The 23,443-nt window shown below is 53.2% G+C and carries 22 protein-coding genes; 7 read left to right on the top strand and 15 right to left on the bottom strand.

What is annotated here, in order from left to right:
- Positions 1–53 precede the first annotated feature (53 nt).
- Positions 54–2,030 (bottom strand): bifunctional 2',3'-cyclic-nucleotide 2'-phosphodiesterase/3'-nucleotidase, encoded by a 1,977-nt coding sequence (locus G7G_RS0121200; protein ID WP_010443487.1) that lies wholly within the window; start codon positions 2,028–2,030, stop codon positions 54–56.
- A 260-nt stretch (positions 2,031–2,290) separates the two neighbouring features.
- Entirely contained in the window at positions 2,291–3,205 is a 915-nt protein-coding gene (locus G7G_RS0121195) for a LysR substrate-binding domain-containing protein (RefSeq protein WP_029622250.1), read from the bottom strand.
- A 180-nt stretch (positions 3,206–3,385) separates the two neighbouring features.
- On the opposite strand from G7G_RS0121195, the gene ugpB reads away from it, so the two are divergent.
- The 4 genes from ugpB to G7G_RS0121175 are packed head-to-tail and all read left to right on the top strand — an operon-like array spanning position 3,386 to position 7,551.
- Positions 3,386–4,696, top strand: a complete 1,311-nt coding sequence (gene ugpB, locus G7G_RS0121190) for a sn-glycerol-3-phosphate ABC transporter substrate-binding protein UgpB (RefSeq protein ID WP_010443485.1) — start codon at positions 3,386–3,388, stop codon at positions 4,694–4,696.
- Positions 4,697–4,753: 57 nt separating this feature from the next.
- The gene (gene ugpA, locus G7G_RS0121185; RefSeq protein ID WP_010443484.1) at positions 4,754–5,635 is read left to right on the top strand and encodes a sn-glycerol-3-phosphate ABC transporter permease UgpA; all 882 of its coding nucleotides are present in this window, start codon (positions 4,754–4,756) and stop codon (positions 5,633–5,635) included.
- Positions 5,636–5,655: 20 nt separating this feature from the next.
- Positions 5,656–6,492 (top strand): sn-glycerol-3-phosphate ABC transporter permease UgpE, encoded by an 837-nt coding sequence (ugpE, locus tag G7G_RS0121180; protein ID WP_010443483.1) that lies wholly within the window; start codon positions 5,656–5,658, stop codon positions 6,490–6,492.
- Between the two features lie 3 nt (positions 6,493–6,495).
- On the top strand, positions 6,496–7,551 hold the full coding sequence (locus G7G_RS0121175) for a sn-glycerol-3-phosphate import ATP-binding protein UgpC (RefSeq protein WP_010443482.1): 1,056 nt from the start codon (positions 6,496–6,498) through the stop codon (positions 7,549–7,551).
- 60 nt (positions 7,552–7,611) lie between these two features.
- Here the strand turns inward: G7G_RS0121175 and G7G_RS0121170 are convergent, their stop codons facing one another.
- The 7 genes from G7G_RS0121170 to G7G_RS0121140 form a co-directional block, all read right to left on the bottom strand.
- Positions 7,612–8,505, bottom strand: a complete 894-nt coding sequence (locus G7G_RS0121170) for a phosphotransferase enzyme family protein (RefSeq protein WP_010443481.1) — start codon at positions 8,503–8,505, stop codon at positions 7,612–7,614.
- 35 nt (positions 8,506–8,540) lie between these two features.
- On the bottom strand, positions 8,541–9,830 hold the full coding sequence (locus G7G_RS0121165; RefSeq protein ID WP_010443480.1) for an aspartate aminotransferase family protein: 1,290 nt from the start codon (positions 9,828–9,830) through the stop codon (positions 8,541–8,543).
- 20 nt (positions 9,831–9,850) lie between these two features.
- Positions 9,851–11,086: a Tm-1-like ATP-binding domain-containing protein gene (locus G7G_RS0121160; RefSeq protein WP_010443479.1), complete on the bottom strand. Its 1,236-nt coding sequence runs from the start codon at positions 11,084–11,086 to the stop codon at positions 9,851–9,853.
- A gap of 26 nt (positions 11,087–11,112) precedes the next feature.
- Positions 11,113–12,597, bottom strand: a complete 1,485-nt coding sequence (locus G7G_RS0121155) for an aldehyde dehydrogenase (RefSeq protein WP_050806487.1) — start codon at positions 12,595–12,597, stop codon at positions 11,113–11,115.
- A 7-nt stretch (positions 12,598–12,604) separates the two neighbouring features.
- Positions 12,605–14,137 (bottom strand): tripartite tricarboxylate transporter permease, encoded by a 1,533-nt coding sequence (locus tag G7G_RS0121150; protein WP_010443477.1) that lies wholly within the window; start codon positions 14,135–14,137, stop codon positions 12,605–12,607.
- Positions 14,138–14,145: 8 nt separating this feature from the next.
- A complete protein-coding gene (locus G7G_RS0121145; RefSeq protein ID WP_010443476.1) occupies positions 14,146–14,682 on the bottom strand; it encodes a tripartite tricarboxylate transporter TctB family protein in 537 nt (178 codons plus the stop codon).
- 62 nt (positions 14,683–14,744) lie between these two features.
- A complete protein-coding gene (locus tag G7G_RS0121140; protein ID WP_010443475.1) occupies positions 14,745–15,677 on the bottom strand; it encodes a tripartite tricarboxylate transporter substrate binding protein in 933 nt (310 codons plus the stop codon).
- 124 nt (positions 15,678–15,801) lie between these two features.
- On the opposite strand from G7G_RS0121140, the gene G7G_RS23520 reads away from it, so the two are divergent.
- Both G7G_RS23520 and G7G_RS0121130 read left to right on the top strand, forming a co-directional pair.
- The gene (locus G7G_RS23520) at positions 15,802–16,587 is read left to right on the top strand and encodes an IclR family transcriptional regulator (RefSeq protein WP_010443474.1); all 786 of its coding nucleotides are present in this window, start codon (positions 15,802–15,804) and stop codon (positions 16,585–16,587) included.
- Positions 16,588–16,612: 25 nt separating this feature from the next.
- Positions 16,613–17,965, top strand: a complete 1,353-nt coding sequence (locus G7G_RS0121130) for an aminotransferase class III-fold pyridoxal phosphate-dependent enzyme (RefSeq protein ID WP_010443473.1) — start codon at positions 16,613–16,615, stop codon at positions 17,963–17,965.
- A gap of 36 nt (positions 17,966–18,001) precedes the next feature.
- On the opposite strand, the gene hpaR is transcribed toward G7G_RS0121130, so the two are convergent.
- On the bottom strand, positions 18,002–18,442 hold the full coding sequence (gene hpaR / locus G7G_RS0121125) for a homoprotocatechuate degradation operon regulator HpaR (protein WP_010443472.1): 441 nt from the start codon (positions 18,440–18,442) through the stop codon (positions 18,002–18,004).
- Positions 18,443–18,683: 241 nt separating this feature from the next.
- On the opposite strand from hpaR, the gene G7G_RS23515 reads away from it, so the two are divergent.
- Positions 18,684–19,928 (top strand): glycosyltransferase family 2 protein, encoded by a 1,245-nt coding sequence (locus tag G7G_RS23515; protein ID WP_238528851.1) that lies wholly within the window; start codon positions 18,684–18,686, stop codon positions 19,926–19,928.
- Between the two features lie 77 nt (positions 19,929–20,005).
- On the opposite strand, the gene G7G_RS0121115 is transcribed toward G7G_RS23515, so the two are convergent.
- From G7G_RS0121115 to G7G_RS0121095, 5 genes are read right to left on the bottom strand one after another with little or no spacing between them, the layout of a single operon-like run.
- Complete coding sequence (locus G7G_RS0121115) at positions 20,006–20,656, bottom strand: energy-coupling factor ABC transporter ATP-binding protein (protein WP_010443470.1); 651 nt, start codon at positions 20,654–20,656, stop codon at positions 20,006–20,008.
- The gene (gene cbiQ / locus G7G_RS0121110; RefSeq protein WP_010443469.1) at positions 20,653–21,435 is read right to left on the bottom strand and encodes a cobalt ECF transporter T component CbiQ; all 783 of its coding nucleotides are present in this window, start codon (positions 21,433–21,435) and stop codon (positions 20,653–20,655) included. Before cbiQ ends, G7G_RS0121115 begins: the two co-directional genes overlap by 4 nt.
- Positions 21,435–22,016 (bottom strand): hypothetical protein, encoded by a 582-nt coding sequence (locus tag G7G_RS0121105; RefSeq protein WP_010443468.1) that lies wholly within the window; start codon positions 22,014–22,016, stop codon positions 21,435–21,437. The genes cbiQ and G7G_RS0121105 overlap by 1 nt, the downstream gene beginning before the upstream one ends.
- Positions 22,013–22,624, bottom strand: a complete 612-nt coding sequence (cbiM, locus tag G7G_RS0121100; RefSeq protein WP_010443467.1) for a cobalt transporter CbiM — start codon at positions 22,622–22,624, stop codon at positions 22,013–22,015. The genes G7G_RS0121105 and cbiM overlap by 4 nt, the downstream gene beginning before the upstream one ends.
- Positions 22,625–22,630: 6 nt before the next feature.
- Positions 22,631–23,413 carry a DUF4198 domain-containing protein gene (locus G7G_RS0121095; RefSeq protein WP_010443466.1) on the bottom strand — a complete coding sequence of 261 codons (783 nt, stop codon included), beginning with the start codon at positions 23,411–23,413 and terminating at the stop codon, positions 22,631–22,633.
- Between the last annotated feature and the right edge of the window lie 30 nt (positions 23,414–23,443).

The raw sequence follows: 23,443 nt of genomic DNA, 5'->3' as shown, positions 1-23,443 counted from the left end.
TACACAAACAAAAACCCGCCAGACTACCGGCGGGTTTTTTTATCTCGTACAGGTCAGAGCTTAATGCGGAACGCTGCAAAGCCATCTGTACCTTCTCCCGCATCTTCAATGACAACACCTTTGACATCATTCATGTAGTCCCGCGCTTTTGGCCCGGTTTCAAACAATACCGTCGTGTCGGTGAGCGGCGCAAATGACCAGTTGGCATCTGCTTTAGGATCAATTGTACCCTGCTCGACAATATAGCGGACAATGACATCCCGGTTGGTGTCTGGGGCTTCAAAAACAACTGTGTCACCCTTTGCGCCGGGGAAAGAGCCGCCGCCCGATGCTCGGTAGTTATTGGTGGCGATAATGAACTCCATGTCATCCGTGACCGGTGCACCATTAAAGGCAAGGTTCACGATCCGGGCTGCATCTGGATTAAGTTCTTCGCCTTTTGGACCAAAGCGGGACGGCTGTGAAAGGTCGATCTGATAGGTCACACCGTCCATCACATCAAAATTATATGATGGGAATTCCGGGTTCAGCAGGATCGCGTCTTCGGAACCTTCCTCAACCTGATTGAACATGCCCGCTGACCGTTCCAGCCAGCCTCGAACCTGCGCCCCGTTTACCCGTACGGCACGAACTGTGTTTGGGTAAAGATAAAGATCGGCCACGTTCTTGATTGCAACGTCACCGACGGGAACATCAGTGTAGTATTCCGGGCCGCCACGGCCGCCAGCCTTGAATGGCGCCGCTGCCGAAAGGATTGGCAGACCCTCGTGCTCGGTGCCTTTCATCATCTCTTCGACATACCATTTCTGCGCGATCGAAACGATCTGCACAGACGGATCATCGGCAACCAATGCGAAATAGCTGTGCAATGGGGCCGAAGTCTTACCCACAGCGCGGCGGACGTAGGCCAACGTTTCGTCGTGATCTTTCGCCACCGAGTCGAGAACCTTTTGATCATCTCCGACCAGCGCAGTTATTGACCGATCTTCGTTGCGTTTGGATATCGGCCGCGCCTCGGAAGTGGTGGTGACCACACGCCAGGCGCTACCATCTCGTTCCAGCAACAGATCAAGCAGGCCAAGATGCGATCCCCAGAATCCACCCATGACGGCGGGCTTACCCATCAAAGTTCCGGTTTCCACGTCAATACCGGGACGGTCCGCAAATGTTGGAGATGGGAAGACCAGATGGTTGTGCCCGGTGACCAAGGCATCAATACCGTCAACACCGGCAAGAACGACCGAGGCATTCTCCATTCCTTCCGAATGATCGGCCTCACCTATACCTGAATGCGAAAGTGCTATGATCAGATCACAGCCTTGCTCTTTCATCTCGGGTACGTAAGCCTGCGCTGTCTCGACGATATCGCGGGCTTCGACATTGCCTTCAAGGTGTTTGCGATCCCAATTCATGACCTGCGGCGGAGTGAAGCCGATGACGCCGATCTTGATCGGATGTTTGGAGCCGTCCCCCAGTTCAATCTCACGATCAAGAATGGCATAGGGCTTCACCAGAGTTTCGTCAGCGCGCGGGCTGGCCCCTTTTTTCTTGGCAATATTGGCCAGAACCACTGGGAAGTCGGCCCCAGCAAGCGCTTTATCAAGAAACTCCAGACCATAGTTGAACTCGTGGTTGCCCAAGGTGGCGGCATCATAGCCGACCGTGTTGAATGCAGTGATAATCGGGTGGCTGTCACCCGCCTTCATTCCACGCTCATAGGCTATATAGTCACCCATCGGATTGCCCTGCAGAAAGTCGCCATTGTCAACAAGAAGCGAGTTAGTCGCCTCTGATCGGATGCCGTTGATAATAGATGCCGTACGTGACAGGCCCACGGTGTCCCGTGGTTTATCTGCATAGTAATCATAAGGGAAAACATGCACATGGATGTCTGTTGTTTCCATGATCCTCAGATGAGCCTGATTGTTGGCAGCAGACGCAGAGAACGGATGCAGAGTAATCGCAGCTGCACTGGCTGTCGTTGTGGCAAGAAACTTACGGCGAGAGAGCTTACTGCTGGAAAAGGGCATATCACACCTTCCTGGAAATATGTTCGAAACGCTTTGTAGATGGCGATTGTAACAAAGATGAATAAAGATCACCTAAGCCGATCAAGCATCGAACTATGGTTAAGATTGACGATACTGTGCCGACAAACCCTATGAGCGTAAAGCTCATCAAGGTCTCAACTTGGAATTTATTTTGTGGCATCAGCCAGACCAAACCTGATGAAGCGCAGGCAGTTACATGGCAAATCGACGAACACCCCAGAATTAAAAGCGCTTAGCGATCAGCGCATAATCGATTTGACGCGAAACGGGTTCAAGCTTTCGCTGAACTGTTCAATAAATTCCAAAGTTACCAAAGATGGTTGTTTCAATATGGGGCGCACTAAGGAAAGTGTATGAGGTAACACCGGTACGAATGGCCTGTAGCACAGTCCAAGATGGGCATATTGAACCGCATCCAGTTCGCTCACTACTGAGACTCCCACGCCTCTTAAGGCGAGTTCACAAGCTGCTGTAAATTGCCTGACCTCGATGTGAGAGTTCAGTGAGATATTTGCGCTTTGGAACGCTTTCGATAGGCGCGCAAAAAAGTCGCTATCACGGCGGGTGTGAATGACTTTCTCGTTCTCAAGCTCTTTGGGTGTAACTTCCGAAACGCTTTCCAACTCGTGACCGCTCGGAAATACACAAACCGTGCGTAAGTGCACATCTGTATTTTGCACGGCAGGGTGGCTGATAAAACTGTCGGTGATCCCAAAATCATATTGCTCACCGATCATCCATTCTAGAATGCGCTCGGGCCGATCCGGCTCGATTGTCATGGTGACGCCGGGGCGGTCTTTCAGAAATTCGGCGACAACTTGTGGCAGGTGGCTGGTTGCAAATCCGGGCAGGCAAGCGACGCGAATATGTCCCGCCTTTCGTTGCGTGATGTCCTGACTGACGTCGGTGATCTGCTTCATCAGTTCCAGAACACGCTCTACGCTGGGCTGCAAATACCGAACTTCCTGAGTCGGCACTAACCGCCCCTCGCGACGATCAAAAAGCTGAAACCCAAGTGACTTCTCCAGATCAGATATTAATCGGCTCACAGCTGGCTGACTGACCCCAAGATCAGTGGCTGCAGAAGTGATCGATCCATTGGTCGTCACTGCCATAAGGGCTTCAAGCTGTCTGATTCTCAGGGTTTGCCGCATGTTTGAACTAGTATTTCCCAATTTTTCGCTCACGAATATAATGCCGTGTTATTTTTTTATCAATACTAAGGTCTTGAATTATATTTCTGTAACGCTAACGTCGTGAAATCGTCATGTGTGCCGTTTACCCGTAGCGGTCGGTATTCAACGAAGCATCGAACCTGATGCATGGGAGGAATCATGAAAAAGAGATTTTTCGGCGCTCTCGCCGTAGCAACTGCCTTGTCCCCTGTAGCGGCAATGGCTCAAACCGAAGTCCAGTTCTGGCACGCCTTTACCGGCCGTCTTGGTGATCTGGTGAAAGCCCAGGTTGAAGAATTCAACGCCAGCCAGGACGAGTTTGTCGTGGTTGAAAGCCACAAAGGTAATTACTCGGAAACGCTGAATGCAGGTATCGCCGCGTTCCGCGCTGGCGAACAGCCCCACATTCTGATGGTATTCGAAGTTGGCACCGCGACAATGATGTCGGCTGAAGGCGCCATCAAACCAGTCTATGAAGTGATGGCCGAAAGTGGCGCGTCATTCGATCCCGACGCGTATATCGGCGCTGTAAAAGGGTATTATACCACTACCGATGGCGACATGTTGTCATTGCCCTTCAACTCTTCCACACCCGTTCTTTGGGTCAATCGCGATGCGATGGAGGCAGCGGGAGTCGATCCTGATACCGATCTTTCCACTTGGGAAAAAGTTGGCGAGGTTCTTGATCAATTAAAGGCAGGCGGTGAAGAATGTCCGCTTGTCACTGCTTGGCAAAGCTGGGTTCACCTGGAAAACATGTCAGCCTATCACGATGTACCATTTGCATCGAAAGATAATGGTTTCGCCGGTCTGGACACCGAATTGATGCTGAATGGCCCGGTGCAAGTGGCCCACCTAAGCGCAATGGGTGATTGGGCCAAGGACGGTAAGTTCATCTACACCGGTCGAAGAAACGAAGGTGGAGCCAACTTCCGGGCCGGAGAATGCGCCTTGTTCACAGAAAGCTCGGCAGGCTACGCGGGCATCAGCTCGGAAGCTGAGTTCGATTTTGACGTACGGCCCCTACCCTATTGGGAAGGTGTCACAGCCGAACCTCAGAACACCATTATCGGTGGTGCCTCCCTGTGGGTGATGGAAGGGCACGACCCCGAAGCCTACAAAGGAGTTGGAGAGTTCCTGAGCTTCCTGTCATCGTCAGATGTACAGGCCAATTGGCACCAGAATACCGGCTATCTTCCGATTACTGCTGAAGCGGGAGATGCAACCCGCGCGGCAGGATTCTATGAAGACAATCCCGGCACAGATATCGCGGTTATCCAGATGACTGCGAAAGAACCAACCGCAAACTCAAAAGGTCTGCGTTTGGGGTCATTCGACCAGATTCGCGGAATCATTGACGAAGAGCTCGAGGCCATCTGGTCTGGTGACAAAACGGCTCAGGAAGCGATGGACAGCGCCAAGGAACGTGGCGACGCGTTGTTGCGCCGGTTTGAATCAGCCAATCAATAAAAATGATATCATGCGGGCCTTTAACGGCCCGCATTTCTTTTTTGGTGGGACACTAAATTGGAAAAACGCGTCACCTTTCGGGGCTGGTTGCTGCCCCTGCTTCTGATCGCACCTCAGGTGATCGTCTCTGCCATATTTTTCTTCTATCCAGCGGCGCAGGCAATCTGGCAGTCGCTGTTTATTCCTGACCCGTTCGGGCTGTCATCTCAATTCGTCGGGCTCGGCAACTTTGAATTCCTTCTCAGCGACAAATTCTATCGTGCATCCTTCTTAACAACGGCGATCTTTTCGACGCTTGTCACCTTGTGCTCGATGATTCCGGCACTTTTTCTTGCAGTCATTGCCGACAGGTTGATCAAAGGCTCGGGTGTTTACCGTACCTTGTTAATCTGGCCCTACGCAGTCGCACCAGCTGTTGCTGGTGTGCTTTGGCTTTTCATGTTCAACACACGCGTCGGAGTTGTTTCCTGGTATCTTGGACAACTCGGCTATGATTGGAACCACGTTCTGAATGACGCCGAAGCAATGGGGCTGGTCGTTGTCGCATCCGCGTGGGGGCGCATCAGTTATAACTTTTTGTTTTTCTTTGCGGCGCTGCAATCCGTGCCAAAGTCAGTCATCGAGGCAGCCGCAATCGATGGGGCGCATTTCTGGCGCCGGTTCTTCACAATTGTTTTGCCACTGCTGTCGCCAACGGCCTTCTTTTTGCTGGTGGTCAACGTCGTCTATGCGTTTTTTGAAACATTCGGTGTTATCCACACAATCACCGGAGGTGGTCCGCAACAAGCCACAACGATCCTGGTCTACAAGGTGTTTTCCGATGGGTTCGTCGGGCAAGATCTTGGGTCTTCGTCGGCACAATCCGTCATCCTGTTGATCGTGGTTGGTTTGCTAACGGTGATCCAGTTCAAATACGTCGAAAAAAGGGTGCATTACTGATGGCGGCCCAACAACACGGAATGGTCGAGAAACGAGGTGCGGGTATCTGGCTAACCCACGCCTTTATGGTACTGGGCGTCCTGATCATATTCTTTCCGATCTGGCTGGCTTTTGTTGCCTCAACAGTATCCCAGCCTGAAATCGTCTCTCCCCCTATGCCGATCTGGCCGGGTGATCAATTTTGGGAGAACTACCGAGCAGCCCTTTTTGCCGGAGTAAACGTGCCTGTCGCTACCATGCTGTTCAACAGCCTTGTGATGGCAATCGGTATTGCCGTTGGCAAGATTGTGATCTCACTTCTGTCGGCCTTTGCGATCGTCTACTTCCGCTTCCCGGGGCGAACGACCTTCTTCTGGCTGATCTTTCTGACACTGATGTTACCTGTCGAAGTGCGGATTGTTCCAACATTCGAAGTTGTGGCCGGTTTTGGTATGCTAAACAGCTATTACGGGCTGATTTTCCCATTGATCGCCTCAGCCACTGCCACTTTCCTGTTCCGGCAGTTCTTTCTGACAATCCCGGATGAACTTGCTGAAGCGGCGCGGGTAGACGGTGCGCGGCCGATGCGGTTTTTTGTCGACATTGTAGTGCCGATGAGCAGAACCAACATCGCGGCCTTGTTCGTCATTCTCTTCATTTATGGCTGGAACCAATACTTATGGCCGTTGCTCATCACCACGGATCCCGAGATGAATACCATTGTGATGGGCATCAAACAGATGTTCCCATCCGGCGATGATGTGGCCGAATGGCCCGTCATCATGGCAACTTCGATACTGGCCATGATCCCGCCGGTTATTGTGGTGGTGTCGATGCAAAAACTGTTTGTTCGCGGCCTTGTCGATAGCGAGAAGTAAGAAATGGCAACTGTAACCCTAGAAAACGTCAAAAAGAGCTTTGGCCCCACAGACGTCATTCATGGTATCGACATTGATATCGCAGACGGAGAATTCATCGTTATCGTCGGGCCTTCAGGATGCGGCAAATCCACGCTTTTGCGCATGGTGGCAGGTCTTGAAACCGTGACTTCGGGTGAAATCCGCATCGGAGACGAGCGGGCAAATGATAAAGAACCGATGGATCGGGATATCGCGATGGTATTCCAAAACTATGCGCTATACCCGCATATGTCTGTACGCCAGAACATGGGATATGGACTAAAAATTGCCGGGTTACCTAAGGCGGAGATCGATCAAAAGGTGACCGAAGCAGCAAAGCTGTTGCAATTGGAACCCTTGCTAGACCGAAAGCCCAGACAGTTGTCGGGCGGGCAGCGGCAGCGGGTTGCAATGGGACGCGCCATCGTTCGTGAACCAGCAGTGTTTCTTTTTGATGAACCGCTTTCGAACCTTGATGCGAAACTACGCGTTCAAATGCGCCTGGAGATCCGCGAGCTTCAGGAAAAGCTGGGGATTACGTCCCTGTATGTCACACATGATCAGGTCGAAGCCATGACGATGGCAGACAGAATGATCGTAATGAACGGCGGGATCGCCGAGCAAATTGGTACACCTCTGGATGTCTATGAATCCCCAAAAACCCTGTTTGCGGCTCAATTCATCGGCAGTCCCGCGATGAATATCTTTGACGCGCGGCGTGTAGGTGGAGTGATCAAAATTGAAGACGTGGAAATTGGTCCATCTCAAGGCCCAGATACCTCGGTAAAACTGGGAATCCGGCCAGAACACCTGTCAATGGATGAAAATGGCCCGCTGGAAGCCGCAATTCAGATGGCTGAACCTTTGGGCGCAAATACGCTGCTACACGGTCGCCTGACAGGCAGCCATAATGTGATCACAGCAAGCCTCCCCGGCGTACACCCAATCGAAGGGCGGCATCCTGCGGTAAGGTTCTCGGTCGCCCCCGAGCAAATGCACCTGTTTGATCCGGATACCGGTAAGCGACTTGAGGATTGATGGCCCTCTGGGCGGTTTTATGGTAGTTGATCACTCAATATGTCGGTGCACAAAGCACCCCTAACCCAGATATCGAAGCGCAAGCTTGCGTGTTGTATCAATGAATCTCTGATTTCGGAGTTCAGAGCCTTCTTCCGACAGTTTGTCGATTACCCAACCCACGTAGGTCGCCGCACGCAGCAATAAAAAGAGATCAAGCGCGCTGTCATCCAGGGGTCGTTCAGACCGGTAACCCGCAAGCAAAGCCTCTTTTAATTCAGGATAGTCTGGCTCCTGCAAATTCTTGAGTAATGTCGTAGCCAGATCAAACAGGCGAAACCCAAAGCCGCTGTCGTCAAAATCAATGAGTTGAAGACGATCTCCATCAACCAGAATGTTTTCGCGCACCAAATCCGCATGGATCAGACCGTAGTCCAACGTATCTTCCAGTTGGGTCAATTCGGTCGCCATCTTTCCGCGCAAAGCCTCAAACATTTCGCGGTCATCGGCAGACAAAGTCGGGTTTTCCCAGAATCTGCCCCACAACGGGTTACTCCCCAGCAGACCATTCCGATCCCAGGAACATCTGTCAAAATCGTCAGGCAACACCCACCTGTCCGAAACGTGATGCAACCGTGCCATTTCACGCCCGATGCCTAGGAATAGTGAGGTTCGGTCTTTTGTCTCCAGCGGCTGACCCGTTGCGCCCATTGGCGCACCGTTCAGCCAGGACAAAACGTCAATTTGGACCCCATCAGCGATATGCAGAAAATCTCCTGACGCCGTGGCAATCGGTGCTGGCACATGTAATCCGCCGCGCGATACCGCATCCATCCACTGAAGTTCCGATCGCAATTCCTCATTGGTACGATACCCCGCTCGATGCAATCGCAGCGCATAAGAGGAACCATTGATATCGACGCGGAAGACCTGATTTTCGCGGGCCGCGATCAAATGGTAAGATGCATCCTGCATCCCCCATAGCTCCAACGCCTGATTAACCGCCAAATTCACGCGTCTAGCGGAGTTTTGGCCAGAACTTCGTCCAGCGTATCAAATAAAAGATCTGCGTTCTCGATCGAGAACGGCATCGGTGGACGTATCTTCAGTGTGTTCTTGTGACGCCCCAGCTTTGAGTGAATGACGCCCCGTTCCCGCATGCCATTGATTACTCGATCTGTGAATGCACTGGCGGGTTGCTTCGTTTCCCGATCCAGTACCATCTCGGCGCCGAAAATCAGACCTGAACCGCGTACATCACCAATGAACTCATGCTTTTTCGCTAATCGAGTTATCCTCATACGAGCGTGCGCGCCGACTTTTCTGGCGTTTTCAAGCAGGTGCTTGTCCTCGATTTCTTCCAATACGGCAATGGCTGCAGCGCAAGAGACCGGGTTGCCCCCGAACGTATTGAAATAGCGATAACCTTTTCTGAATGTTCCCAGGATTTCCGAGTTGGTGACAACCCCTCCGATCGGATGGCCATTCCCCATCGGTTTACCCAATGTCATGACATCCGGCACCACGCCCATCTTCTGATGCGCCCACATATGCGTGCCTGTACGACCAAACCCGGATTGAACTTCGTCGCAAATCAGCAGTCCACCCGCCTTACGCACAACCTCGGCAGTAGGCTTCAGCCAACCGTCCGGATTATCCGGGAAACCTTCGTTCAGAAAATACGGGCAGACAACCAATGCGGCAAACCCGATACCTGATTTTTCATGCTCGGCAATCTGCTCAGCTACAGATTCTGCAAATCTCATCCCCTCGGGATCAGGGTTGCGATAGCTGTCTGGCGCACCGACAAAACGAAAAAATTGACCAAGGCCAAACCCAACCGTCGGAACGTTTGATTTGCTAAGCTGGCTGACGAGTGAGGTATTGCCATGATAAGTCGCATCCGTTGCGATGATTCCACGCTTGCCGGTCATACTTTCGGCCATTCGCAGGGCAATATCGTTGGCCTCGGAACCAGTGCAGGTCAGAATGGCGGTATCCAGATGGTCATCCACGGTGCTGGTCAGCTTTTCGACATAGTCGAGAATGCCGTCATGAAGATATCGCGTATGAGTGTTCAGCGTGTTGGCCTGACGACAAATCGCATCGACCACGCGCGGGTTGCAATGCCCAACATGTGGCACATTGTTGTAGCAATCCAGATACTTGCGCCCGTCGGCGTCCCACAGCCAAACACCCTCGCCCTTCACGATGTGAACTGGGTTGTCATAAAATGTAGAGACATTCGGACCCAGCAGTCGGGCGCGATCTGCGATCAACTCAGCGTTCGATCTGGTCAATTGTTACCCTCCAGATGAGGTTACACTTTGCGCACAACGCCCTCAGCGACCCATTCGTCGAACTGTGCGAGAACGGCATCCGCAAAGGCCTGATCATTGATGTGCGCGTCAATCTCGGTTGTATTTACGACCGCAGGCATGACATTACGTGCCTCGTCGATAAGGGCGGCAAGACCCTCGGGATCGTGGGCCTCCTGACCCTCACGATCCCATTCCTCAACTCCAACAACCGGTAGGAAGAAATGGGTCGGACCAGTGGCTTGTTCTAGACGTTTTGCCATCTCCCGGATTCCGTTGCGACGTTCATCCGCGTTGAACACAGCACTCTTTATCAGGCGGTTATGCTCGTGGAATGGGCGGTCGGAAAACTGCGGCGGGATGTCTTGCCAACCCGCAAAATCCAGCAAGTCCAGCGCGCCCGGAGCAACCATTTGCGGAATTCCGGCCCGGCCCGCATCGGTCAGGCGATCTTCGCCTGATGAGACCAGCGAGCCCGCCAACATATTGGCAAATTCCTGCATGCAGAAATCCATCACGCACGCAAAGGCGCCTTCGCCCGCGAGCTTTTCGAACGCCATACCCCCCATCCCAGTCGAATGAAAAACGGCCACATCAAAACCACGGGCTTCCAGCTCCGGTTTCAGGATCTTCATGTAGCGCAAACAGCTTGAACCCAGTGACGTCATACCCACCACCGGGCGTTCGGACTTTGGTGGCTCAACAGCACGCGCTGCACCAAGTACAGCCCCCGCAGCCTGCGAAAGAGAGGAACGACAGATCGCGTTCATCCCGTACAGGCCCCCGGCCCACAAGATCATCTGGATGTCCGGTGCTAAGCGATGTGGTGGGATCAATGGGGAAAAGCTGACGGTCGACACAATGTATTTAGGCACTCCCATGGGGATCGCTTGCGCACAATCAAGCGCCAAATCGGTTCCCATTGTGCCACCGGTTGCCAACATGGCATCAAAGCGCCCTTTGGACAGGGCGTCGCGAACGACTTTGGCGGCCCCTTCTGACATAACGCGAAAAGCCTTGTTTTCATCGCCCAACGCGATCACGTCTTCGATGGTCATATCGCATGCTGCAGCAACGTCATGTTTGGAAATGTCCGTGGGTTGGGACGGGTCGCCCAATACGGAAACATCCATCGTCAGAACATTTCCCCCCTGCGCTACGATGCATTCCTCTAGATACCGCATCTCTGGGTCTTTGGTGTCGTAAGTCCCGATCAACAAAATGGTTTTGTCACCCATGGGGGCTCTCCTTTGAAGTTCCGGGATCAGAGTTGAATCCACGCTGTTTTCAAATCGCTGTATTTCTCCAGCGCATGAAGGGATTTGTCGTGGCCATTACCGGATTGCTTCACCCCACCCAAGGGAACAGTGAGATCCGAACCGCCATATGTGTTGACATGCACCACACCCGAGCGGATGCCTGCCACCATCCGGTGCGCACGGCTGAGGTTAGATGTCCAGACGCCAGCGGACAGTCCATATTCTGTACTGTTGGCCAGTTGAATCGCCTCTTCCTCTGTTTCAAACGGGGTCACGGCCAGAACTGGGCCGAACACCTCGTTTCGAAACAGAGTGTCAGTCGAGCGGACTCCCGTCATAACGGTCGGGGCCATATAGTAACCACCAGTGTCCTTTAGAATTTGGTCACCACCAAGTTGTAGTTCAGCACCTTCCACCTGCGCCTTTTTGACAAATTCAAGGTTCGCATCTAATTCGGACAGGGAGTGCACCGCTCCAATGTGGTTGTTCAGGTCTAGAGGATCCCCGACCTGCATCGCTTCGGCGTTCTCGACTAACTCTGCGACAAAATCGTCATGAATATCTGCCTGAACCAGCAAACGTGACGCCGCAACGCAAATCTGACCTGAGTTCCGGAATATCCCCGCGGCTGACACTTTCGCCGCCTGCGCAAGATCAGTTACATCTTTGAACACGATGTTCGGGGATTTTCCGCCAAGTTCAAGGTAGCAACGTTTGAGGTTTGAACGCGCCGAATACTCAAGTAGCTTACGTCCCGTTGCGCCCGAACCCGTAAAAACAAGAATGTCCACATCCATCGACAGCGCCAGGGTTTCGCCCACGACCCGACCCGAACCTGTGACGACATTTAATACGCCCTCTGGAATACCCGCCTCGACCGCCAGTTCCGCCAGTTTCAACAGCGTCAAAGATGCGCTTTCCGCAGGCTTCAGAACTACCGAATTCCCCGCCGCCAGGGCCGGGGCCAGCTTCCACGCTCCGATCATCATCGGCATGTTCCAAGGCACAATCGCCCCGACAACGCCGACCGGCGCATGGTGGATCAGCCCAAGGACATTTTCGGCAGTAGGCGCGATCTGGCCATAGACCTTGTCTATCGCCTCGGCGTAATAGCGGAATGTTCCAGCCGCAGACATGGGTTCGGCTTTCATGGCCATCGTTATTTCGGTGCCATTGTCACGCACTCCCAGAACCGCAAGCTCCAGCGCATGTTTCTCGATCAGATCGGCAAGCTTCAGAAGGATTTTCTTACGCTCAGATGGTGCGCGCCGTGCCCAACGACCATCTTCAAAAGCCGCCCGCGCGGAAGCGATGGCCGCATCCATATCACAAGGTGTACCCTCGGCAATCTGCGTCAGAACCTGACCATCAATCGGCGACAGAACATCGTGTGTTCTGCCTTCATTCGAAGGGATAGTACACCCATCGATAAAATGGTTTCGGGGCGTCAACACCTTGCCGCGAAGTGCATCGATTTCTGACTGGATCATTAAAGGATTACCCTTGTTGGTTTGGGTGGTCGGCATCAACAGGCTCAGCCGTAGGCTCGGGCCGCAACTTGTTTCTGAACTCGAAATACAGAGTGCGGAAATGAAGGATCAGGATCAGCAGTATCAAGCCAAACAGGATGGCCGCGATTGGCCGGTCGACGAAGTCGAGTGGGGTTTTCACCCGCGCCATGGCGCTACGAAGTTTCACCTCCATGATACCACCAAGAACCATTCCAAGAATGATTGGCACAATCGGCAAATCCAACCGTTTCAGAATAAGGCCAAAGACACCAAAACCCGCCGCAAGCGCACAATCTGTTATCGAGTTCCTCAGCGAATAAACACCAACAAAAGACAACACCAATATCATGATCCCCAGAAAGCGAGTTGGTATCTGGATAATCTTGAGAAGCAGGTTCGTCGAAAACAGCAGGAACACCAGAACGATAACATTCAACGAGATCAGCGCCATATACAGCGCCATCACAAAGTCCATCTGAGATTCAAACAGCTGTGGGCCAGGAATGACGTTGTGGACATAAAACACCGACAGCATCATCGCCGTCAGTGCTTCACCCGGAATGCCCAACGCAAGCAGCGGGATCATCGCAGCACCCGGCACCGCGTTATTGGCCGCCTCGGATGCCACCAGTCCCTCGGGTGATCCATCGCCAAACTTATCGGGATCCTTCGAGGTTTTCTGAGCATAGGTGTATGACAAAAACTGCGATGTAAATTCACCGGTGCCAGGCACCATTCCCATGAAGACACCAATGCTTGAGGACACAGTCGCTACGCGCTTGATGCCCAAAAGCTCTTTCAGGCCCGCGAAAATGCTGCCGCTGACATGCGCTTTACCGGGTGCATGGTTCTTTTCCAGAAGCAGCAGCAACGCCTGACTGATCGCAAACAAGCCCAAAACCACAACGATCAAGTCAATACCTGAGGCAAGCCAACTTTGGTCAAATGTAAACCGACGCGTGTACTTGACCGGTTCCAAACCCACAGTGTTTAGAAAAATACCGAAGGCGGCCAGCATTCCCGCAGCAAATATTTGTCCGCGGTGGGCAAGCACCACCAAGATAATTCCCAGCAAAGCGGCTAGAAAAATTTCGCGGCTACCGAAATGCGGCGCGATCAAAGCCAGCACCGGCGACAGGATCATCAGACAGATGATCGAGAAGACCCCACCAAAGAACGAGGCCGAGTATGCCAGTGAGAGCGCCCGGTGCCCCTGCCCGCGTTTAGTCATTGGGTAACCGTCGTACGTTGTCAGCGCGTTCACGGCCGTACCAGGCGTGTTGATCAAAATCGCCGGGATTGCGCCGCCATACATGGACGACCCGTATATTCCGAGCAGCAATGTCAGACCGACAATCGGCTCAAAAGCAAATGTTGCTGGCAATAGAATTGCGATGGCAACGGGTGCACCAACTCCGGGAAGAGCACCTATTATGACCCCGCCGATTGACCCGATCAGCAGCGCGATAATTACCTGCCATTGCGCAAGGATCGAAAGACCAGAAAATAGTGTTTCCATTTCGAACCTCAGAGATATGTCAGCGCAAAGGCGCGAACGCTGTCGGGCAGATATTCATAAACAGCACCAGCAGGGATTTTGACCTGTAGGAAGGCTCGGAAAACGACAGTAACAAAAACACCGAACAAAGCCGCGATACCGACTGTTCTTGCGCCCCGAAACCCAGTTCGTAACGCCAGAAAAACAGCAAATAAAACGGTCGACAGCAGGTATCCCAAAATGGGAACCAGCATCACGTAAACCAAAAAATATGCGACATATTCAAGCGATCGCACCCAGAAACCGACTTCTGTCCAGCGACCAAGAAGACGGGGGGACATGGCTGAGCTCAGCCAGTGAAGGAACCCAAAGATGACCATCGCCCAGAGCGAGATCATGGGCCAGAGGTTGGGCTGGGCAAACCATTTGGTCCGCTTTACGGCTTTGGTCTGCTCACCCAATTGCGTCAGCAGAAAAACCGAAAAACCAAGGAAAAGCACTGCGAATACAACATCACCAGGTCGGCGATACCGTTTGAACATGTCCTGTAAGGTCTTCGCGATCATCTAAACCCCTCCCCTGATTGAAACTGGCCCGGCAGATTTGATGCTGCCGGGCCAGTTTCATGTTATTCGCCCAGAATCTCTTCGATTTTGGCGAACGAGGCTTTGTCTTGTTCGATCTGTGCGTTGGACGCATCTGGATCCTGCCAGTAGATCAGCGCACCCGTTTCCTCGGCAAGCTGCTTGGCCTTATCGGAACTCAGGGCCTTTTGCGCGGCTGCGGTGATCTTTTCACGTGCATCGGCTGGAGTGTCTTTGTGCACGAACAGACCGTTCCAAAGTGCCAAAGGCAGATCAGGGTTAAGTTCAACAATGGTTGGCGTGTCAGGAACCAGCGATATCCGCTCTCCTCCGATGCTGGCCAGGACGTTCACCTGATCCAAGCAGGGAAGTATGAGTTGAAGCGTGGTGTTGATCACATCCACGTCGCCCGAAGCCAATGTGTTGCAGTCCAGTGCGTCGAAAGCGGCTTCGCTCGCGAAATCAAACCCGCTGCTGACAGCGGCTGCAAATGTCACCTGTGTGGGTGGCAATACAGAGCCGAAATGCCCCAAGGCAACGTCGTTTTCCTTACCGTGCTCTACTAGTTCCGCCCAAGTCGAGAAGGGCGCATCCTTGCTGGATGCGATCACAAATGGGTAGGTCAGAAAAATGCCAATCGGGTCAAACGGATTGGGGTTCAACTCGGGAATACCAATGTCGGGGCCGATCACCGGTACGCCTATGACGAAAGAGCCTACTGTATATCCATCCGCCGGAGCTGTTGCCACTTCAACCGCGCCAGGGAACGGGCCTCCGCCACCACCGGGCTTGTTAACCACTGCTGCGGGAACACCGTACATCGCCTGAAATTCGTCGGCGATGAGGCGGGTAAGCACATCCTCAAGGTCACCCGGTGGCCATGGCACAACAAAAGAAACGGGTTTTTCAGGATATTCAGCCAAAACAGCGCTGGCACTGAGGGCCATTGCTGCGGCAGTAGCCATGAATTTTTTCATTACGTCCTCCCAAGCGGTTCATATATTGAAACACAGTATCAATTTTTTTATTGCTGTGTTAAGCTTTATTGTTGCTGTGTTAAGCTCTTTCTGTCAAGATAATTGTGAAACAAAGGACTGGATCATGGGGACTGCACTGAAAGTACTGAAACTTTTGGATAGCTTTTCTCTGCAACAACCTGAGCTTGGGTTGTCGCAGATTGCTCGGATGAATCAGATCAACAAGGCGACTGCACTGCGGTATCTGACGAATCTAGCGGACTACGGCATGGTCGAACAGGACCCACAATCCAAACTGTATTCGATCGGAACCGCCCCCCTTCGTTTGGCCAATCTACGAGAGGCCGCCAAACCACGGCTGACGGCAGCCAGAATAGTTATGAAGGCGCAGGTGCTGAAAGTGCATGAAACGATGCACATGTCACTGCTGAAATCAGATCAACTGCAAACCACATTGGTTGAAGAAACACAGGCTCATTCCGTTCGCATAAGTATCGGCACCTCTGAAATTTTGCCTTTGCATGCGACCGCCTCGGGCATCGTTTCACTGGCGTTTGGCCCCAGAAATCTATTGCAACACGTACTGGATGGGTCGCTACCAACCTATTCCGAACACACCCTGACAAACCCCGATCGCCTGATGGATCTGGTCGATGAAACACTGCACAAAGGGTGGTGCGAAAGTGTGAGCGGCTATGAAACGGGCGTACACGGGTTCGCCGCACCAATCTTCGGCGAGGAACAAACCGCGATTGGAGCCATCGCCTGCGTCATTCCGCAGCCTCGAGTCACATCGGACCTGCGGAGTGCCGTGCTCGACGCACTGAGCATTGCCTCAAAAGAGATCACATCAGTCTATGGCGGACAGTTTCCTGCCAACTACCGCCTGAATCAGTTGCAGACCAGTTGATACCGACACGACGACAGAGAGAGCCATGAAAGACTCAAACTTCCTGAAAGAAAACAACGCGCGATATTTCTGGCATCCGATGGCCCATCCGGCGGACAGTCAAAAAAACCCTCCCACTATCCTAAGTGGCGGTGAAGGGGTCAGCATTGTGGATGTTGATGGCCACCGGGCACTGGATGCAGTCGGTGGTCTGTGGAACGTGAATCTGGGCTATTCCTGCGAACCAGTAAAGCAGGCCATTGCGGACCAGTTGAACGCCCTACCCTACTATTCCACGTTTCGTGGGACCAGCAACGACAAGGCAATCGAACTATCCTATGAGCTTGCGCAGTTCTTTGAACCTGATGGCCTGACACGCGCGTTTTTCACCTCGGGCGGTTCGGACTCGGTAGAGATCGCCCTGAAAATGGCCCGCCAATACCACAAAATTCGCGGTGAGGCCGGCCGCAGCAAGTTTATCAGTCTGAAGCAGGGTTATCACGGTACTCACTTTGCAGCTGCGTCGGTCAATGGAAATCAAAAATTTCGCGCAGCCTACGAGCCCATGTTGCCGGGATGTTTTCACGTCCCCGCGCCTTGGACCTATCGCAACCCGTTTGATGAGACCGATCCAGAACGGCTAGCGCAGCTTTGCGTAAAAGCGTTAGAAGCCGAAATCGCATTTCAGGGTGCAAACACCGTTGCGGCGTTCATTATGGAACCCGTTCTCGGCGCAGGGGGAGTGATCCCACCACATCACAGCTTCATGCCCATGGTGCGCGAAGTTTGCTCGAAACACGGTATTTTGTTGATTTCGGACGAGATCATCACCGCCTTTGGCCGAACAGGCAGCGAAAGCGGCGCGCGGCATTGGGGCGTGAAACCAGACATAATGACCACGGCCAAAGCGATTACAAATGGCTATTTTCCTTTCGGTGCAACGTTGATTTCTGGCGCAGTGGCTGAGGTGTTTGAAACCGACACCACTGGTCTGGCATCGGTTGATCAGGGGTATACATATTCGGGCCATCCAGTCGGCGCAGCGGCGGCACTTGCCGCACTGTCCGAAATAAACCGCCTGCGGGTCTGGGAAAACGCCGCCGCATGCGGAGACGAACTCTTTTCCGGATTGCAAAAGCTGACCGAAAAATATGACGTCATCGGTGACGTGCGTGGGGGCGAGGGCCTCATGTGTGCGCTGGAATTGGTCTCAGATCGCAAAACAAAAGCACCGATCGCGAAACACTTGCCTCTGCAGGTACAAAAAACAGCCTATGAAGATGGGGTAATGGTTCGTGTGTCCGGCAATAACATCATCCTGTCACCGCCTCTTGTGATCACTTCGGAAGATGTGGCCAAAATCCTCTCGGCGCTTGATACCGGACTGGCCAGTCTCTGACGTGTCTACTGACCTCGTTTTTTTGCCAGGACGGGGTCAGACTTTAACCTCTTGCAGCTCCTCGAGAAGATCCAGAAGTTGATCTAGCTTTTCACGTCCAAGCTGCGCTTCGATATTGTTCGATATTGCAAGCGATGTGGCGAGATTGTTCTCTAATATCATTCGGCCCGCGTCGGTGATCTGCACCATAGTCCGGCGCTTGTCCTCATTGTCTTGACGGCGTGTAATCTGCCCGTCTGCCTCCATCGTCCGTAGAATACGGGTCACACTGGGTAAAAGCAGGCAAGCCTCATGCGCAATTGCGCTTTGCTCCACCTCTCCCAACTCATCCAGTACGCGCAGAATTCGCCATTTCTGTTCAGTCAGGCGAATACCCTGCAGCATATCCCGGATGGGTGCCATAACAGTTTCACGCGCGCGCAAAAGGGCAATTGGAAGAGATCGGGCGGTACTTTTGGTATGAGACTGAGTATTCATATGACCTTCTTAATCGTCAATTCTTGGTTTGCAAAGTTTAACAAGGCAAGTTCCTGCGACCGTGCCTGTTATTGTAGAGTTATCTCTAACTAGCGCCCGCCGCTTCGGAGAATTTCCAGCAAGTCCTTTCAAGCGAAATGTTCCAACTGCGGCCAGTTAAGGCCACGATTTGGACACTATTATGGCTATTATCTTTTATTGTTGATGTTACGATCCGCTATTGGGAGCTATCTGAACCATGGTGCCAGCCGAAAACTCGGTCGCTATCGTTATGCCTTGCCTGAACGAGGCGGCAACGATTTCTTCCTGTGTAATCAGAGCACAACAAGCCTTGCAGATTCTCGCTGAGAGATACCAGCTATCAGGCGAAGTAATCGTTGCAGACAATGGCAGCACGGACGGCAGTCAAGCCCTAGCTGAAAAGGCCGGTGCCCGGGTCGTGAACATTCAAGAACGCGGTTATGGCGCTGCGCTTATCGGCGGTTTTGCAGCAAGCGACGCGACGTATCTGGTGATGGGCGACAGCGATTGTTCCTATGATTTCGTCGAAGCGGTTCCGATGATCGAAAAGTTGATGAATGGTGCCGAATTATGCATGGGCAACCGGTTTCGTGGCGAAATCAAGCCAGGCGCAATGCCCTGGAAGAACCGTTATATCGGCAACCCGGCATTGTCGGGCATTCTTAGAATTTTGTTTCGCACTGGTATCGGTGACGCCCATTGTGGCATCCGCGCCATCCGGCGAGAGGCATTGGAACGGCTCAACCTATCTTCAACCGGCATGGAGTTTGCTTCCGAAATGCTGCTGAAATCTGTGCTGCGGAAGCTGAATATAGCCGAGGTTCCTGTAACCTTGTCCCCTGACGGACGCGGTAGGGCACCACATTTGAATCCGTGGAGAGATGGGCTTCGGCACCTGATATACATGTTCTTGCTCAGCCCAACCTGGCTGTTTCTGGTGCCTGCACTGGTCCTGTTCCTCGCAGGATTTGCAATCACCGTTCTACTGCAACTTAGCGGAGATCAGGAAATGGCGCTGATCGGTGGCTTCAGGATCGGCGATCACTGGGCGGTTGCAGCGAGTGCAGCCATGGTCCTGGCCTTTCAAACGGTGGTGCTGTGGCTGGCGGCACTGATGTGCAGCTATCGGGATGGGCTTCGACTGCCAACAGAACGCGCTCGGGTATTGTTGGGATGCTCGCGCTTACAATATTGGATTCTGGCCGGGCTTGTCCTTACATTTGGCGGCTTGATCTGGGCGGCCACTATCACCTCTGGCTGGATTGCCTCGGACTTTGCGGCATTGAACGAGATGCGCACTTTGATCGCTGCGTTCACGATGATTGTTATTGGGGTGCAAACGTTTTTTTCCGGGTTCTTGCTGTCTATGATTGCGGGCAATCGTTCGCGTCATTCAGCGGTTCTACCCGAACGTGGGAACGTCTCTGCCAATCCCGATCTAATGGCGCTGAACCAACCAACATGATCTTCAGTTGATTTGCCTATTCCATTAGATTCGATGGTTACCGCCAACGCGAAGTATCCGATCACAGCGTATCAGCCTTACACCGTTACAAGCTGCCCACGTCGGAGTTCGAGGGTCTCGGGCGCCAATGAGCGGCGGAACGCAGGGGCATGACTGACCAATAGAATTGCCTGAGGTAATCCCTGCAAAATTTCCAGAAGCCGTGCTTCATTCTTGGCATCAAGCGCGTTGGTCGGCTCGTCCAATAGTAACGCCTCAGGCTCCATCGCGAGTACGGTGGCAAGGGTCACCAACCGTTTTTCACCACCTGAAAGTTTATGCGTGATACGGTCGCGCAGATGCATCAAATCCAGATCGCTCAGCACTTTGTCAACGATGGCAAGCGCTTCGGCCGTGCTGCGCCCAAGATTGAGCGGGCCAAAAGCGATATCTTCCGCCACGGTCGGGCAAAACAACTGGTCGTCAGGGTCTTGGAACACCAATCCTATACGGCGGCGAACCTCGTGAAAGTCAGCCTCGACACACCTATCCTTACCAAAGATGTTCACGCGCCCAGAAGAGGGCGCTTGAAGGCCAAGGACAACGCGAAATAGTGTGGATTTTCCTGAACCATTGGGACCTGCAATCGACAATCGCTGGCCAGGTTCAAGCTGCAGTGAAGCCCCGTCCAGTACCGGGGCCTGACCCGGGTACGAAAAGCAAATGTCTTCGAGCTCAAGGATCGTCATTGAAAATCCAGAATGAGAAGGCTGACACAAATCGCACACATCATCGTGGCAAACCAATAATCCCGTCGGGTCAGGTTAAATTCTTGCAACAACAGAAGCCGGCCCGAAAACCCTCGGCACTTCATCGCGTCCAGAATGCGCTCGGAACGTTCAATGGCGCGGATCAGCATCATACCGACCAGATAACCAAAGCTGCGATAGGTGTGCCAGTTGGTGCCCGGACGGAAACCTCTGACCTTCATCGCGCCGCACAGACGCAGGTACTCTTCGCGCAGCACCTCGATATAGCGGATCGTGAACATCAACAGATGCACAAGCACCTCCGGGCAGCGAAGTTTGTGCAATGCATGACCTAATGTGACAGGCTCCATCGACCCGACCAGGACCATCAGCGCCAGTATCACGGCGTTTGCCGTCAGCGCGATCTCAATGGCTTTCCAGAACCCCTGCCAGCTTGCCGCAAATCCAAAGAGGGTGAACATGGTGTCTCCGTGCATGGAGAATGGCAAAAGCACCAACATGAAGATGATAAAGCTGTCCATCATCGCCATACGTTTGAGAGTTCTGCGAATGGGCAAACGCGACATCAGCAACAGCCCGATCGAAACTGAAAGCGCGGTCAATAATGACGGGATTGAACTTAGTGCAACGGTGACGACGGCAAAGAGACATGTTATCGCGATGCGCATCCGCGGATCCAAATCCGCGATCACCCCGTAGGGCTCACTCCCACCTGCCTCGGCCAGAGTTTTGGCCTGGGGTTCCAGTGCATGTGCCATCAGGCGGCCATCTTCCGGCGCGCGGCGAAATAGAACCCGATGCCAAAGAGACCAACGATATACCCGATGCCCCCCAAAATACTTTGCATATCGTTATGTTCGCGATAGGCGGCAATTTCTCGGCGCAGGGGGCGGGTTTCGTCGCGCACCACTTTAGCGATCGCGGCGCGTTCTTGGTCGGACAGAGACGCAACCATCACGGTTCCAACGCTTGCAAAAGTCGCAGGCTGAGCGCCGATCTCCGCAACCTCAGCGGCAACTCCCATGATTTCGGCCACCTCGTTTGCGGACATGGTCACTTCAGCCACATGGCCCGCGCCAAGATCGGCCTTGAAGGTATGCGCAACAGGTTTTGTGGGGATATACAAAAAGAACCCGTCCCCATCAGTAACGGTGCGACCTAGTTCAGCACCATCGGGGCCGTAGACGAAAACTTCCTGGTCGCTTGCCATATCGCCATTGGAGAACCCTAGCTCACCCTCGATCGCTTCGCCAGCGGGGAAAACCCCCGCGATGACCTTGTGTGCGAGGGCCGAAATCGGTGTGAGCATCAGCGTGGCAATAACAACCAGTTGTTTCATGTTAAAACCGCCTTTTTGAACAGTTCCGGTTTCACCTTGCGCGCCAACATCACGGCAAACCCCGTAAGCATGGCTTCAATGCCCATAACCGGTATATGGGCGAAAAACACCAGCTTGGCCGCAGGCAGGAACGCGTCACCGGACATCGCCAGTGAAATGGCAACAAACGCGGTTGTGGCTGCGATTGAGAACGCCCCCCCGATACCGCCCCAAATCGCCCCCTGAATGGCCGAGCCTCGGGCGATGAGGCGGCCAAAGATCATCCAGGTCAGTACCGCCGGAAGGGCAATATTCAGCGTATTTATCCCAAGCACAGTCAATCCGCCAAATCCAAAGAATACAGCCTGTAACAGCAGCCCTACAAACAAAGCCGGAAAGGCGGCCCAACCGAGCAAAAGCCCGGCCAGGCCATTCAGGATCAGATGCACAGAAGATGGGCCAATCGGCACATGAATCAGCGAAGCAACGAAGAAACTGGCTGACAGAACACCCGCTGTGGGAATGCGATCCAGATCCAGCGACCTCAGCCCCATTGCAATCCCGCCTGCAGCAGCGATCGCACCGCCGATTACGACAGGGTTCGAAAGAGCACCATCTACAATGTGCATAAGGGTTTACTCCAGATCCCAGGCGCGGATCCAGATCACGGCATCCTGGCTCAGCTCTTTACCTTCATGCTCGGTTTTCGGACCAGAGCCCAGAGCGGCGAAACCCCAGTAACCGGCTTTGGGTACACCAAAACTGAAATAGCCATTCTCGTCCGAAATCGCTACCAGCGCACCACCTGGCAGCGGTGACACCGTCGGTGCAGCGGCACCCGTGCTTTTCAGGTCAGGGGCGGCGGCGATGTATTCGATCTCAATCTCGACCCCTGCAACTGGTTTGCCCTCGCTCAGCACGCGACCCGTGAAAGTTGAGCCCGCAATGATGTTGTAGGGCTTGTTCAGCGGCAGGATTTCTGTTGCCAGACCTTGCGGCTGATCCCAGTCGGTGGGCAGTTCATTTCGGTTCAGATAGGCCTTGGTGATCTGCTGGATATAAATATCCTCAGATTCTTCGTAGTAAGGCGTAGGAACGGTCACCACCACATAGTCGCCCGAACGCTTCACCGGGACCGAGCCTTTGAACGCCTTGGCGCTGTTGTCTGGGCCGTCAAATGTGGTTTCTTCCAATGTGTCCAGCAGATCGGTTTTATTGCCGTTGTGGATCACATAGAATTCTTCCGGTTTTTCAAGCGTCATCACATGACCAGCTTCAAACGGGTGCCAGAATATCAGCTTTACCGGCACATCACCGGGTCGCTCGATCATCGTGTTTTCTGTGTATTCCATTAGGAAATGAGCGCTCGCAAACGCAGGCATCACTGCAGCAGCTGCTGCCAAAAGCAATTTCTTCAAAACTCAGTCCTTCTCAGGTCGCGCCTTCCC

The organism is Ruegeria conchae (assembly GCF_000192475.1).
GTDB classification, from domain to species: domain Bacteria; phylum Pseudomonadota; class Alphaproteobacteria; order Rhodobacterales; family Rhodobacteraceae; genus Ruegeria; species Ruegeria conchae.
The sequence above is the reverse complement of the archived record's forward strand: the minus strand, read 5'-3'. Positions and strand labels throughout refer to the sequence as shown.

Coding starts and splice junctions, on each gene's coding strand:
- cbiM (WP_010443467.1), bottom strand. CDS start 22,624: ATGCACATTGTAGATGGTGCTCTTTCGAACCCTGTCGTAATCGGCGGT.
- G7G_RS0121130 (WP_010443473.1), top strand. CDS start 16,613: ATGAAAGACTCAAACTTCCTGAAAGAAAACAACGCGCGATATTTCTGG.
- hpaR (WP_010443472.1), bottom strand. CDS start 18,442: ATGAATACTCAGTCTCATACCAAAAGTACCGCCCGATCTCTTCCAATT.
- G7G_RS0121150 (WP_010443477.1), bottom strand. CDS start 14,137: ATGGAAACACTATTTTCTGGTCTTTCGATCCTTGCGCAATGGCAGGTA.
- G7G_RS0121115 (WP_010443470.1), bottom strand. CDS start 20,656: ATGACGATCCTTGAGCTCGAAGACATTTGCTTTTCGTACCCGGGTCAG.
- ugpE (WP_010443483.1), top strand. CDS start 5,656: ATGGTCGAGAAACGAGGTGCGGGTATCTGGCTAACCCACGCCTTTATG.
- G7G_RS0121105 (WP_010443468.1), bottom strand. CDS start 22,016: ATGAAACAACTGGTTGTTATTGCCACGCTGATGCTCACACCGATTTCG.
- G7G_RS0121170 (WP_010443481.1), bottom strand. CDS start 8,505: ATGCAGGATGCATCTTACCATTTGATCGCGGCCCGCGAAAATCAGGTC.
- ugpB (WP_010443485.1), top strand. CDS start 3,386: ATGAAAAAGAGATTTTTCGGCGCTCTCGCCGTAGCAACTGCCTTGTCC.
- G7G_RS0121155 (WP_050806487.1), bottom strand. CDS start 12,597: ATGATCCAGTCAGAAATCGATGCACTTCGCGGCAAGGTGTTGACGCCC.
- G7G_RS0121200 (WP_010443487.1), bottom strand. CDS start 2,030: ATGCCCTTTTCCAGCAGTAAGCTCTCTCGCCGTAAGTTTCTTGCCACA.
- G7G_RS0121195 (WP_029622250.1), bottom strand. CDS start 3,205: ATGCGGCAAACCCTGAGAATCAGACAGCTTGAAGCCCTTATGGCAGTG.
- G7G_RS0121140 (WP_010443475.1), bottom strand. CDS start 15,677: ATGAAAAAATTCATGGCTACTGCCGCAGCAATGGCCCTCAGTGCCAGC.
- cbiQ (WP_010443469.1), bottom strand. CDS start 21,435: ATGGCACATGCACTGGAACCCCAGGCCAAAACTCTGGCCGAGGCAGGT.
- G7G_RS0121175 (WP_010443482.1), top strand. CDS start 6,496: ATGGCAACTGTAACCCTAGAAAACGTCAAAAAGAGCTTTGGCCCCACA.
- G7G_RS0121160 (WP_010443479.1), bottom strand. CDS start 11,086: ATGGGTGACAAAACCATTTTGTTGATCGGGACTTACGACACCAAAGAC.
- G7G_RS23520 (WP_010443474.1), top strand. CDS start 15,802: ATGGGGACTGCACTGAAAGTACTGAAACTTTTGGATAGCTTTTCTCTG.
- G7G_RS0121145 (WP_010443476.1), bottom strand. CDS start 14,682: ATGATCGCGAAGACCTTACAGGACATGTTCAAACGGTATCGCCGACCT.